Origin of the sequence: Actinomadura syzygii (genome assembly GCF_008085905.1) — a bacterium.
GTDB classification, from domain to species: Bacteria; Actinomycetota; Actinomycetes; order Streptosporangiales; family Streptosporangiaceae; genus Spirillospora; species Spirillospora syzygii.
Window position 1 is genome coordinate 91,120 of sequence record NZ_VSFF01000009.1, and the last position, 12,952, is coordinate 104,071.

Below are 12,952 nucleotides of genomic sequence, written 5' to 3' on the forward strand. Positions count from 1 at the left end.
CGGTACGGCGACGCCCCTCACCGGGGTTCAGCGGACGATCGCGGGCCGCGACCTGGCGCCGTCGCCCCGCGCGCGAGTCAGCCGGCGCGTCCGAGCCTCTTTCTGACCACCTGCCAAGCCGCCCGGATGTAGCCGTTCACGCGGTGGCTGATGCGACGAGCCGTGGGGAACTCGGTGCCGAGGAGCCCCAGACCGGCGAGGATCGCGACGACTCCGGGCCCGGGCAGCACGAGCATCGCGACACCCGCCACGATCAGCGCGGAGCCGGCGGCCGCGACGGCCACCTTGCGCAGCAGCCGGACGGGCGCCCGGCGCCGCTTTTCCAGCGCCGTCCCGGCTTGTGTCTCGGATCGGTCCATCAAGGTCACGTCGCCTCCCCGTCGGCTCCCCTTGCAGGTAGGGACGAACCAAAGCGCACGTGAAGATCCCGATCCGCCGCCGATGTGGTCAGCGCCACAGGCACACCACGCCACCTGACGGCCGCCGCCCCACAACGGACTAGCATTCCAATATGAAGATCCCGTTCGGCGTGCCGCAGAACGTGCGCGGGCGCTACGGATCGCTGGCCGCGCGGATCTGGCTGCGGCTCGGCGGGCGGGCGCAATGGCGTCTCGCCCGGTTCCGGCACCAGACCTTCCTGGTTTACGCGGGTGGAATCGTCCGGGACGAGAAGGGCCGCATTCTGCTGCTCCGGCACCGCATGTGGCCCGCATATCGCGCCTGGGGCCTCCCTGGCGGATACATGAACGCCGGGGAGCGCCTCGAAGACGGGGTCGTGCGTGAAGTGCGGGAGGAGACGTCCCTCGTAGTCGCGGTCACGGGACCTCCGCTACGGCTCGACAGCGGTTTCCAGCACCGGATCGAGGCGTATTACGAGGCCCTGATGGTGGGCGGACGCCTCGAAATCGACCCGACGGAGATCCTTGAGGCGCGCTGGTACGCGCTGGACGCATTGCCGGACGAGATGTCTCCTCGCCTCAGAGCCCTTATCCGCACCCTCGTCCCCGCGACAGGCTGAGCCACCCGGCACCGTCGAGCTCGGCGACGACGACGGCGCGGCCACTCACCACTTCGCCGGGCTAACTGACCGCGCCCTAGTCCCGTCCGTAAACACTCTTCCGCCGCAGCGACCGCAAATGATCAAGGTGCTTGACCTCAAGCCAACTCGAGGTCCCATACTGGAACGATGAGCCTCACCGACATCGAACGCGAATACATCGCCACGCAGCGCCTGGGCCGTCTGGCCACGGTCGGCCCGAACGGCGACCCGCAGAACAACCCCGTCGGATTCCGCTACGACGCCGAGACCGGGACTTTCGACATCCGCGGCTTCAACCTCGCCCAATCGCGGAAATACCGGAACGTCCAGCGGAACGGCCAGGTCGCGCTCGTCATCGACGACCTCGCCTCGGTGCAGCCCTGGCGCGTGCGCGGCATCGAGGTGCGCGGCCAGGCGGAGACCCTGGTCGAGGACGTCCCGGAAGGCTCCCACTTCGGAGCCGACCTCATCCGCATTCACCCGCGCACAATCTTCAGTTGGGGCATCGATCCGGCCGCCGACGGCATGACCAAGCGGACCGTCCCCTAGCCCGCGAGACAGATCAGTCAGGTGACCCGAGCATTCACGAAGGGCGGTCGACGCACGGGTATCGGCGCCTCATTGCGGCCGGAGAACGATCCAAGTCTGCGCCGCCACGACAAGTACGAGCGACCGAGACCGTTCCAGGGGAAATGCTCACGCCGCCACCCCGCCCGGACGAAGTTTTTCGCGGGATTCACGCGCCCGCCTCGCCGCCGGCAGCACCCGTCCAGCCACCTGCGTCACACACACGTCTCTCAATTCACTCGAATAGAGGAACGGCGTATCGATTGATTACCATTCAGTTCAGCTCGTGATCGTCCCATGACTTCGTCCGCGACACCCGATATAACGGATCGATCATGAACTGGCCACCGATCCGCACGCAGGGCGCTCTGGCATTCAGAATCCGAACGTGCGAATCCTTCACTTGCGCGATTACATAGGGCCCGACGTGACTCGGCACCGATGGCACGGGGCCGCGTCCGGCGGGTCCGTCCGCGCAGCGCCCTTGGCGGGACGGATCCGTGTTCCCGGCGAAAGGGCTTGAGCGTGGGCGTGCAGCACACCAGCGGGACGGAAACCGCCCCCGGCACATCAGCCGACCGGGCGAGGCTCCCGGCGTTCGGCGCGGCCCCACAACTGGTTCGGCAGCCGATCGAACCGCCGAGAGACGATTCCCGGAAAGAGAACATGCCACCAGTAGAGGAACAGACGACCGTCCCTCGGGGCGGCTCGCCCCTCCAACGCACGCAGCGGACCAGAACGGTGCCCGAGACACCGTGAACTCCAAAGCTGCCCAACGAATCGTCCTCCACGCCCCGGAAGAGGGCTCGACCGCGGGGATCGACGACGGTGCCGCCCTCCGCCATCAGATCGTCCAGTCGACGCAGAGGGAACTCTTGACCAATGGACTACTCGGCCGTTGAGATCGGCGCGGAGAACATCTCGGCGCTGCGGTCATTCCTCCTGGAAGGACCGCCCGCCTGGGAACCGCTGCGAAGCGAGATGCACACGGACGAAGCGGCCGCCGGCTACATGTCGCTGCTTTACGGAGCGTTCTGCGTCGCGGTGCGCCGAAGGTTCACACCGTTCTACACAGACGGAGAGATCATCCGTTTCGTGGCCGACCTGCGCATCACTGCCGGACCAGACGCACGGCTGATCAACACCCTTGCGGCCGAGGACATGATCCGCCGCGTCGTCGGCACCCCACCGCCCGAAGACACGGCCCTGGACGACGTGGAATCCGTCCTGTACGCCGAGGTCTTCATCCTGCTCTACCTGGTGAGCGAAGCGAACTTCGACGACGCGGACCTGGACGACTTCATCCAGGACGCCGCCATCTGCGCGAAAGAATGGCTCGCCGCCCGCCACGCCGAATCCTCCACCTGGGCCTGACCCACCGGCGCGGAACTCGACGACTTCCTGCGCGATGCCCGCGCGCTCGCCGACAACTCCTGGAATGATGGATTATTCGACGCAGGATGTGCGGGCCGTGCTTTATGCCGAGGTCTTCGCGTCCGCCGCGAGGATCTGAGGGACCGGCGCGGCGACCTGGGGCGCGGAGCTGCGCTCTGGCGGAGGGCTGTGTCCGGAGGTGGCCGGGGTCGTCGGGCGGTATTCCGGCATCGGCGGGACGAGGCGCTCCTAAGATGATTGGGCTTGGCGGTGGTTAAAGGGGTGGTGTGGGGTGGCTCAGCTTGCTATTGCGGATTCGTTCATGCCGCAGTACGCGAAGTTGGAGCCGAAGGTGCGGAAGGGCGTGGACGCGGCCATCGCCAAGTTCGCCGAGCACACGCACGCCGGGCTGCATCTGGAGAAACTCAACAATGCCAAGGATCCGCGGATCCGCACGATAAGGATCGACCAGTTCTGGCGCGGTGTGGTGCTGGCACCGGATAAAGGGGACGTTTACTGCCTGCTCGCGGTGATGCCGCATGATGACGCGATCGCGTGGGCCAGAAGCAGGAAGTTCTCAGTGAACCAGGCGATCGGCGTACTGGAGGTTCGGGACCAGCAGGCACTGGAGGAGATGTCCCCGGCGTTGGCGAAGGCAGCGGAAGGGACCGTCTTCCGGCTGCTCGGGCACGTCTTCGAGAAGGATCTGCTGCGGCTGGGGATCGACCGGGAGCTGATTCCGATCGTCCGGCTGCTGACCGAGGATTCGCATCTGCTGGCCTTGGAGAAGTTCCTGCCGGAGCCGCAGTACATGGCGCTGCTCGCGCTGGCGCAGGGAATGAACGTCCAGCAGACGTGGGAAGAGGTCGCGAAATACCTGACGGTCGAGGAGAAGCCGGCCGCGGTCGACCCCGACGACCTGGTGACGGCGATGCGGCGGACGCCGGGAAAGGTCGTCTTCGTCAACGGGCCGGAGGAACTTCGGGACATCCTCGCCCACCCGTTCGACATGTGGCGGGTATTCCTGCATCCGGTACAGCGGCGGGTCGCGCTCCGTCCGTCCTATTCGGGGCCCGCGCAGGTGACGGGCGGGGCCGGGACGGGGAAGACGGTCACCGCGCTTCATCGGGCGAAGTTTCTTGCGTCCAAGGGCGGGCGCGTCCTGCTGACGACGTTCACGCGGAACCTCGCGGAGGCGTTGGAGAGGCAACTCGCCCTGCTCGTGGAGAATGCCGAGATCAGGGCGCGGATTCAGGTGAAGAACGTCGATGCCGTGTCCTACGGGATCGTCGGACGACATCACAAGCCGGGAATCGCCGGGCCGGACGTTCTCGATCCGCTCTGGGACGAAGCGGCGGAAGGCACGCCTTTCTCGCGGACGTTCCTGGAACGGGAATGGGAGCAGATCATCCTCGCGCAGGGCCTGCAGACCGAGGACGATTACCTGGCGTGTACCCGTGCCGGACGCGGTGTCCCGCTCGGAAAGGCGCAGCGTGCGGTGGTGTGGCGGGCCCTCCAGCACGTGGCGGACGGGCTGGCGGCCGAAGGCAGGTCGACCTTCCACCAGCTCGCCAATGAGGCCGCTGATCTGGTGTCGGGACCCGAATACGACCATGTGATCATCGATGAGGCGCAGGACATCCACACGACGCAATGGCGACTGCTGAGGCGTCTCGTCCCGGAGGGGCCCGATGACCTGTTCGTCGTCGGGGACCCGCATCAGCGCATCTACGAAAGTCACGTGTCGCTGACCAGCCTCGGCATCAATGTGCGCGGGCGCAGCACCAAACTGAGACTCAATTATCGGACCACGCAGGAGATCCTGGCCTGGTCGGTGCCTTTGCTGGGGCACTCTCCCGCACAGGGTCTCGATGATTCAGCGGACACACTGGACGGCTATCGGTCACCGATGCACGGGCGACGCCCCGCGGTGAGGGGGTATCCGGACCTGGACGCCGAATTGGACGGTCTCGTCGAGCAAGTGCGCGCCTGGGTCGATGACGGTGTGGAGATCGGTTCGATCGGCGTCGCCACCCGGTACGTGTGGATGGTTCGGAAAGCCGTCAAGCGGTTGAAGGAAGACGGCGTCACCGCCTATCAGGTGCCCAGTAAGTCACCGGGTGTTCAGGTCGGAACGATGCACAAGATGAAAGGTCTTGAGTTCCGGTGCATCGCGGTAATCGGGGCGGACGAGAACGCGATGCCGTCGTCCCATGCGATCACACCGGAGGACGAGGACGCCAAGGCGCACGCGCAGGACGTCCAGAAGGAGCGGTGCCTGCTCTTCGTGGCTTCGACACGGGCGCGCGACAATTTGTACGTGTCGTTCGCGGGTTCGCCGAGCCCATTCTTGCCCGGGGTGCCCTAGTCCTGGGCCAGGTCGTCGAGCAGTGCGCGAAGGCCGGGGATCTGGACGTGGCCGTCGCCGAAGCTGGCGGTCAGGTCGGCCAGGAGTTCGGCGAGTTCCTTGCGTGCCTCGCCCGTCCGGCCCGCCGCGAGTTTGAGACGTCCTACCCGTTCGCGGACGCGGAGAGTCAGTGCGTCATGCGGGCTGCCGCCTGAAAGGTCGTCCAGAAGTTCCTGCAAATGGCTGAGGGCGACGGCTGTGGCTCCCAGGTGGGCTTGGCAGACGGCTTCTTGCTCCCGGCAGATCAAGACGTGCGGGTCGTCCGGGCCGTACCACTCGGCCAGGGTCACGGCGGCGGCGCGGTAGGCGTGGACGGCCCGGCGGTAGTCACCGCCCTGGAACAGGACCTCGGCCAGGTCAAGGCACATCCCCATGTATTCGGGGTCTTCGTCGCCCAATGCCAGGCCCGCCGGTCCGGTCAGGTCGGAGAGGAGTTCCGCGGCCTGCGTGTAGCGGCCCTCACCGGCCAGGTGGGCCGCTTCCGCGCGCGCTCGGACGACCTCGTCAATGGTGGGCAATCCGGCAGGTTCTTTAGGGCGAGCCAAGGGGGCCGTACCGGTTACCTTGATCCGGCTGATCGCATGGGCGTAATGGTGTTGCAGGGCGATCGTGTCGATGATTCCCGGCAAGGGATCCAGTGCCGAGACGAATTTCAAGAGTCGGGTGTATACCTCGTCGGCGTTCCCCGGCCGGTCGCCCGGTTGCTTGGCCAGGAGGTGCAGGACGAGCGTGTCCAGCCCACGCGGAACGTCGGGACGCAGATCGCGCACTGGGGTCGGGTCCTCGTCCTCGTGGCGGCGCATCACCTCGTAAGGCGTCGTTCCAAGGAAGACCTTGCGGCCGGTGAGCATCTCGTACAAGACGCAGCCGAGGGAGTACAGATCGCTCTGCGGGCCTGGGCTTCCGTACACCTGCTCTATCGCCGTGTAGCCCGGCGTGTAGGGCGCACCCAATCCGGTGGTCGTTCGCCGCACGTCGCCTGGCCCGAGCCCCACAGCGGCACCGAAATCGAGGACTTTCACCGAGCCGTCAGGGCAGAGCATCAGATTGCTCGGTTTGAGGTCGCGGTGCACGAGCGGACGGCGATGCGCCACGTTCAGCACCGCGCACACTTGGGCCGCTATGAGCGCGGCCCACGAAACGGAGAGTCGTTCTTGCGCGTCCAGGACATGGTCGACCGTCATGCCCTCGACGTACTGCATCACCAGGTAGAAGCAGCCGTCATGGCTCCCGAAGTCGTACACGGTGGGGACACCGGGATGCTCGAACCAGGCCGTGCTGCGGGCCTCTTGCTCAAAGCGCCCGACAAGGGCGTCGTCCATGACGCGGGTGAACTTGACCGCGAGGCGCCGGTCGAGGAACCGGTCGTAGGCGCGCCACACCTCACCCATGCCGCCGCGCCCGATCGCCTGGTCTAGCTCGTAGCGCTCGCGCTCCCCGAGGAGATCGCCCCGCTGCAACTCGCACCTCCTCCGGCCCGTGGACGCAGCGTACCCGCGTCAGCCGGGCGGGCGGAGGGCTCCGGCGCCCAGTCCTTCGAGGCCGAGGCGCAGCACGTCCACACCCAGTTCGTGGGTCTCGCGGAGGGCTGCTTCCAGTTCGGTGAGCGCGCGGAACGCCGACCCCAGCACGGTCTGCTCGACGAGGGTGAGGCGGGGCAGGCGGGCTCGGCGGAGATCGAACCGGGCGGACGAGGTGGAGCTGCGGAGCCGCGCGCCCTGTGCACCGAGGAGCAGCCAGCCGGCGACGAAGTCGGGATCCGTCCGGGAGGGGTCGACCCGGACGAGCGCCAGTCCGGGGCCGAGGATCGGCCCCTCCGCCGTCATCACGCGCGCGGCCGGACGGCGCGCGGCCAGGGAAACGACGATGTCCCCCGGGGCGATCCAAACGTGGCCGTCGTCGGGCGCGGCCCTCCCGGTGGCGTCCCTACGCTGCGCGAGGTCGTCGATGGTCAGCATGGGCACCGTGCCCGTCCTGCCCATCCGTATCCGGGGTGGGGGGCGCAGTATCTGCAGCACACCAGCCTTGGCGAGTTCACCGAAAGTCGTCATGGGAATGTCAGCGCGCATTGGGGCGCGCTTGAGCGAGGACAGTTCGGCGATGGTCTGGGGCAGTTCCGTGGCCTTCTTCTGGAGGAGTTCGCGGGCGGCGTCGAACGAGCCCTCCGTCGCGGGCGTTGTCCGTTGGGGAAGGTAGCGGGCGGGTGTGAGATCGACCTCGTCGTCCAGTAGGTCGATGATGCGGACGACGACACTGGAACCCGTCCGCTCGTCCTTGCCCTTGAGGTAGCGGCGGTAGGCGTCGAGCGCGATTTTCCCGAAGTTCTCCGGGTCGGACGAAGTGTCGACCATCAGAACGTCGTCCGCGGGCTGGTCTCCAGAGGACGGACGGCGAAGAACCCACACGGTCAGTGCGACGGCCATATTCGGCACCGCGCCGGAGGGTAGCCCTATGACGGCACGCAACGCGCCACGGCGAAGCAGTTTTGCGCGGACACGACGTCCCGAACGGCGGTTCGCGACGGCCGGGGGCATGAGGATGACGACCGTCCCGCCAGGGCGCGTATGAGCGAGCCCGTGTTGAAGCCACGCCAACTCCGATTCCATACGCGGAGGCAGCCCGTACTCCCAGCGCGGGTCCCCGGTCAACCGCTCGTAGCCCCAACCCCGATCGTTGAAGGGCGGGTTGGTCGCGACCAGATCGACCGTCTGCCCAGGGAACGCGTCGTCCAGGAGCGAGTCGCCTGGGCGAACCTCGGCCGGGGCACCGCGCAACGCCAACTGGATGGCGGACATACGCGCGGTCGTCTCGTCGATCTCCTGACCGAGGAGCAGTTCCACGTCCTTGAACAGATCGTTCGCCAGGTTGAGGTACGCACCGGTGCCGCACGCCGGATCCAGGACGGTCCTGGCCGGTCCCCCGAGTTCGAGCATCAGCCGTATGACCGGCTCAGGGGTGAGATAGACGCGGCGACTGTGGTGCTCCAGATAACGGGTGCGGAGGAAGTCGAACGTGTCGGCGACACCCAGTTCGTCCACAAGCGGCGAAAGGGCGCGCGCAATGGGGACCGCAGACGGCGGCACCTCGTCAAGGTGTTCGCGTAGGGAGCGCTCTACCTGCTGGTCTGGAACGTCCGCCACCTCGAATTCGGGGTGCGCGCGGAGATGGAGCAGGAACGCACCCGCGAAAGTGAGCACGTCGGCGAGTTCGACGTCCCCGGCCGCCGCCTGCCGGAGCGTCTGCCAGACGCGCTCCCGGACGGGCGAGTCGGCCAGCTTGCCCTGACCGCGAAGCCAGTCCTCGACCTCGGCGAGGGAGAACGTCGGGCTGGCCGCCGTCCCGCCCACGGGCTGGGGAAAGTCGTCATGGCGGCGGCGCCAGTTGCTCACCGCGGCCCGCCCCACCGCGGCCAGCCGGGCGATATCGGCCGCGGTCACCGTCGCATCGCTCGACACAGCACTCCCTCCGCCGACCGAACGATCTCACCCTAGCGCCCACCAGCCTCGATCCTCCGGTTGACTCAGTTCACGCCGTTCATACTGCCGAGTATACGATCACAGTACTGTAGTGAAAATCCAGGTTGATTGTATTCACAGCTAGCTGTATGGTTGGCTGCGCTTGACAGTCCACACCGTTCGGCCCGGAGGTCCCGCCGACCAAGGGCGGCTGATCAATCTGGTCAACGGGCTGACCGGCTTGAACGTCCCTCCAATAGCACAGGACTCGTTCCAGCACCGCGGAGCAGAGTTGACCGCCTCGCGACGCAGGCGCGAATCGTCGCACCACAACTGCAGCACGTAGCTCCTGGGCGTGCCGTAGGAGCTGACACGGACGAGGGAGAACCCGGACACGAAGGGACCTGAGCGAGAAGGGACCTGAGCGAGGGAGAAGGTCTCGCTACGACCGTCCGTCGTGGAACGGGCGTTGAAGTGGGAGGTGGGCAGAATGAGGCGCGATGCGCGGACGTCCTGTCATCCCCCGAGAGCCCGGCTGCGGAGTCCTCGCAAAGGTCGCCGAACAGCCCCGCGGAGCGCGCGATCAGCCGCAGCAGCGTCCGGCGGTTGCACGGCAGCCCCTGGGAGCGGCGGGCTGCTCTGGTCGGGGATATTGGGGAGTCTCCGGGGATGGCGGAGGCTGAGCTGGCCACGCATACGGCTCGCTTCCTCGGGTGGAACCGTCGCGGCTCCGACATCTCACTCGCTTTTGTGGACGACCTGCTGAGACTCCAGGACGAAGGTCTGATCGAGGGTGTGCCGGATCGCATCCTCCTTCGGTGACGCCCATGTCGCGTCGACGCGAGAGTGGAAGCCGCACATACCGGGATCGTGCGGGAGGATTGGGGGATGCGGTTCGGGGTCTTGGGGCCTGTTGAGGCTCGGGTCGGCGGGGTGGTCGCCGGTGTGGGCGGGCCTACGGTGCGGGCGTTGCTCGCCATGCTGCTGCTGGACGCGGGGCGGGTCGTGCCGGTCGAGCGGCTGATCGACGGGCTGTACGGGGCGGAGCCGCCGAGCGGGGCGGCGAACGCGCTCCAGTCGCAGGTGTCGCGGCTGCGGCGGGGGCTCGGGGACGCGGCGCTGGTCGAGGGGCGTCCGGCCGGGTACCGGATCGTGGCCGGGGAGGACGACGTCGACGCCCTCCGGTTCGAGCGGCTGGCGCGGGACGGGCGGCGGGAGCTGGCGGCCGGGCGGCATGACGTGGCGGCCGAGCTGTTCGCGGAGGCGCTCGGGCTGTGGCGGGGGGCCGCGCTGGCGGACGTGAGCGCGCCGTTCGCGGAGGCGCAGGCGGCGCGGCTGGAGGAGGAGCGGGCGTCGGTCGTCGAGGAGTACGGCGCGGCGCGGCTCGCGACCGGGGACGCCGAGGCGGTGGTCACGCCGCTGCGCGACCTGGTGGACGCGCAGCCGCTGCGGGAGCGGGCGCGGGCGCTGCTGATGCGGGCGCTGCACGGCTGCGGGCGGCAGGCGGAGGCGCTCGCGGTGTTCGAGGACGGGCGGCGGATCCTCGCGGAAGAGCTGGGCGCCGACCCGTCCAAGGAGCTCGCGGACGTGCACCTCGCGATCCTCCGGGGTGACAGGGACGACCAGGGCGGGATGCCGCGGGCCCACCTTCCGGCGCAGCTCACCAGCTTCGTCGGGCGCGACGAGGAGCTCCGCCGGGTCGGCAAGATGCTCGCGGACGGGCGGCTCGTCACGCTGCTCGGCCCGGGCGGCGCGGGCAAGACGCGGCTCGCGGTCGAGGCGGCCGGGCGGGAGCGCGGCGACGTGTGCTTCGTCGACCTGGCCCCGGTCGCGCCGGACGAGGTGCCGAAGGCGCTGCTCGGCGCGCTCGGGCTGCGCGAGGGCGGGATGCGCCCGGCGCCGGGCGGGCGGGCGCCGGACGCGGTGGAGCGGGTCCGGACGGCGCTGGACGGGCGGCGGGTCCTGCTCGTCCTGGACAACTGCGAGCACGTCGTCGCGTCCGTCGCGGGCCTCGCGCACCGGCTGCTGAGCGCCTGCCCGGACCTGCGGGTCCTCGCGACCAGCCGGGAGGCGCTCGGGATCACCGGCGAGGCGCTGCGCCCGCTGCCGCCGCTGGAGCTGCCGCCGGAGGGCGCGCCCGCTCGGGAGGTCGCGGCGTACCCGGCGGTGCGGCTGTTCCTCGACCGGGCGGAGGCGGTGCGCCCCGGGTTCGCGGTGGACGAGGGCAACGTGCGCGACGTCCTGCGGATCTGCCGGGCCCTGGACGGCCTGCCGCTCGCGATCGAGCTGGCCGCGGCGCGGCTGCGGTCGCTGCCGGTGCGGGACGTCGCGACCAGGCTGGACGACCGGTTCCGGCTGCTGTCGCGCGGCGACCGGACCGCCGCGCCCCGGCACCAGACGCTGCGCGCCGTCGTCGAGTGGAGCTGGGACCTGCTGGACGCGGCCGAGCAGACCCTCGCCCGCCGCCTGACCGTGTTCTCCGGCGGGTTCACGCTGGCGGCGGCGGCCGGGGTGTGCCGGGACGACGACGCGGCCGACGCGGTCGCGAGCCTCGCCGACAAGTCGCTGCTGCAGAGCGACGGCGTCCGGTACCGGATGCTGGACACGGTCCGCGCGTTCTGCGCGGAGCGGCTCGCCGAGGCCGGGGAGAAGGAGCGGTTCGAGCGGGCGCACGCGGAGTACTTCCTCGCACTGGCCGGGCGCGCCGATCCGCTGCTGCGGAGCGGCGAGCAGCTGGAGTGGCTGACGCTGCTCGCGGCCGACCACGGGAACCTCCACGCGGCGCTGCGCCGTTCGATCCGGTCGGACCCGGTGCTCGCGCTGCGGCTGAACGCGGCGCTGTCGTGGTACTGGTGGCTGCGCGGCCGGGTGGAGGGGGCGCCACTGGCGGCCGCGCTGCTGGACGCGGTCGGCGCCGACCCCCCGGACGGGCTGGAGGAGGAGTACGTCCTCTGCGTCACGAACGCCGTGTCGGGCGGCGTGTCCGGCGAGCAGGCGGTGGCGTGGCTGGACCGGGCCGAGACGGTCGTGCTCGGCATCCGGCGCCATCTCCGTTACCCGGTGGCGATCGTCATGTGGGCGCTCGCGGCCGGGCCCGAGCGCACCGACAACGCGGTGTTCGCCCAGCAGATCGGGGACGACCCGTGGTCGCGGGCCCTCGTGAAGATGAGCGACGGCTTCGTCGCCCAGTTCGCCGGGGACATGGCCGGGGCGGAACGCGCCTGCGCGGAGGCGGCGCGCGGGTTCCGCGCGTGCGGCGACCGGTGGGGCGCGGCGAACTCGCTCGACACGCTCGCCCAGATCGCCGACTGGCGCGGCGACCGGGAGCGGGCGCTCGCCCTGCTGGACGAGGCGCTGGCGCAGATGGAGCTGCTCGGCGCGCTGGAGGACACCGCCGACCTGCTCTACCAGCGCGCCTACGTCCACCTGCACGGCGGTGAGCTGGACGAGGCGCGGGCCGCGTTCGAGCGGGGCGTCGAGCTGGCCCGGCGGGCCGGGACGCCGGACAAGGTCGCGGGCGGGTACCAGGGGCTCGGCGACGTCGCGCGGCTCGGCGGCGACCTGCCCGGCGCGCGACGGCTGTACGAGACGGCGCTGACCGGGTACGCGTCCGAGCGGTTCATCGCGGTCGCGGTCCGCGGGACGGCGCTGACCGGGCTCGGCTGGGTCGCGCTCGCCGAGGGCGACGTGGAGCGGGCGCGCGAACTGCTGCACGAGTCGCTGGACACGGCGTTCGACCATCCGGTCTTCCGGCACCGCGCGTTCGCGGCGGCCGGGCTGGCGGCCGTGGCGCTCGCCGAGGGCGACGCGCGCCGGGCCGCTCTGCTGCTCGGCACCGCGGCCGCCGGGAACGGCGGGCGCCTCCCCGCCGACCCCGCCGTCGCGCCCGTGTCGTCGCAGGTCAGGGACGCCCTCACGGATGACGCCTGGGACACGGAGTTCGGCCGCGGCGCAGCGCTCCCGCTCGGCGACGCGCTCGCCCTGGCCCGCGCCGACGGCCTCCCCGCCTGACCACCTGAACCGCCTGAACCGCCTGACCGGCGGGCGGGGCGCTGACGGGCGGACGGTCAGCGGACGGTGCGTGGACGGTCAGCGCGGCCCGCGACATTT

General features: G+C 69.6%; 9 protein-coding genes. 6 read left to right on the forward strand and 3 right to left on the reverse strand.

The features are described 5' to 3' along the window. Positions 1–77: 77 nt before the first annotated feature. Positions 78–359 (reverse strand): PGPGW domain-containing protein, encoded by a 282-nt coding sequence (locus FXF65_RS23370; RefSeq protein ID WP_148352507.1) that lies wholly within the window; start codon positions 357–359, stop codon positions 78–80. 152 nt (positions 360–511) lie between these two features. Here FXF65_RS23370 and FXF65_RS23375 point away from each other — a divergent pair, with 152 nt between their 5' ends. From FXF65_RS23375 to FXF65_RS23390, 4 genes are all read left to right on the forward strand, one after another. After that, positions 512–1,018, forward strand: coding sequence for an NUDIX domain-containing protein (locus FXF65_RS23375; RefSeq protein ID WP_148352162.1), 507 nt, complete (start codon positions 512–514; stop codon positions 1,016–1,018). 168 nt (positions 1,019–1,186) lie between these two features. After that, positions 1,187–1,588, forward strand: coding sequence for a PPOX class F420-dependent oxidoreductase (locus FXF65_RS23380; RefSeq protein WP_148352163.1), 402 nt, complete (start codon positions 1,187–1,189; stop codon positions 1,586–1,588). Positions 1,589–2,488: 900 nt separating this feature from the next. Further along, positions 2,489–2,980, forward strand: coding sequence for a hypothetical protein (locus tag FXF65_RS23385; RefSeq protein WP_148352164.1), 492 nt, complete (start codon positions 2,489–2,491; stop codon positions 2,978–2,980). A 292-nt stretch (positions 2,981–3,272) separates the two neighbouring features. Beyond that, on the forward strand, positions 3,273–5,348 hold the full coding sequence (locus FXF65_RS23390) for a UvrD-helicase domain-containing protein (protein ID WP_148352165.1): 2,076 nt from the start codon (positions 3,273–3,275) through the stop codon (positions 5,346–5,348). Here FXF65_RS23390 and FXF65_RS23395 read toward each other — a convergent pair. Together FXF65_RS23395 and FXF65_RS23400 are read right to left on the reverse strand one after the other, a co-directional pair. Then, positions 5,345–6,847 carry a serine/threonine-protein kinase gene (locus FXF65_RS23395; protein WP_222868700.1) on the reverse strand — a complete coding sequence of 501 codons (1,503 nt, stop codon included), beginning with the start codon at positions 6,845–6,847 and terminating at the stop codon, positions 5,345–5,347. The genes FXF65_RS23390 and FXF65_RS23395 overlap by 4 nt on opposite strands. A gap of 39 nt (positions 6,848–6,886) precedes the next feature. Next, a complete protein-coding gene (locus FXF65_RS23400) occupies positions 6,887–8,842 on the reverse strand; it encodes an N-6 DNA methylase (RefSeq protein ID WP_148352166.1) in 1,956 nt (651 codons plus the stop codon). 669 nt (positions 8,843–9,511) lie between these two features. Here FXF65_RS23400 and FXF65_RS43885 point away from each other — a divergent pair. Both FXF65_RS43885 and FXF65_RS23405 read left to right on the forward strand, forming a co-directional pair. Beyond that, a complete protein-coding gene (locus FXF65_RS43885; RefSeq protein ID WP_187412469.1) occupies positions 9,512–9,664 on the forward strand; it encodes a hypothetical protein in 153 nt (50 codons plus the stop codon). A gap of 66 nt (positions 9,665–9,730) precedes the next feature. Further along, on the forward strand, positions 9,731–12,853 hold the full coding sequence (locus FXF65_RS23405; protein ID WP_187412470.1) for an AfsR/SARP family transcriptional regulator: 3,123 nt from the start codon (positions 9,731–9,733) through the stop codon (positions 12,851–12,853). The last annotated feature ends 99 nt before the right edge of the window (positions 12,854–12,952 follow it).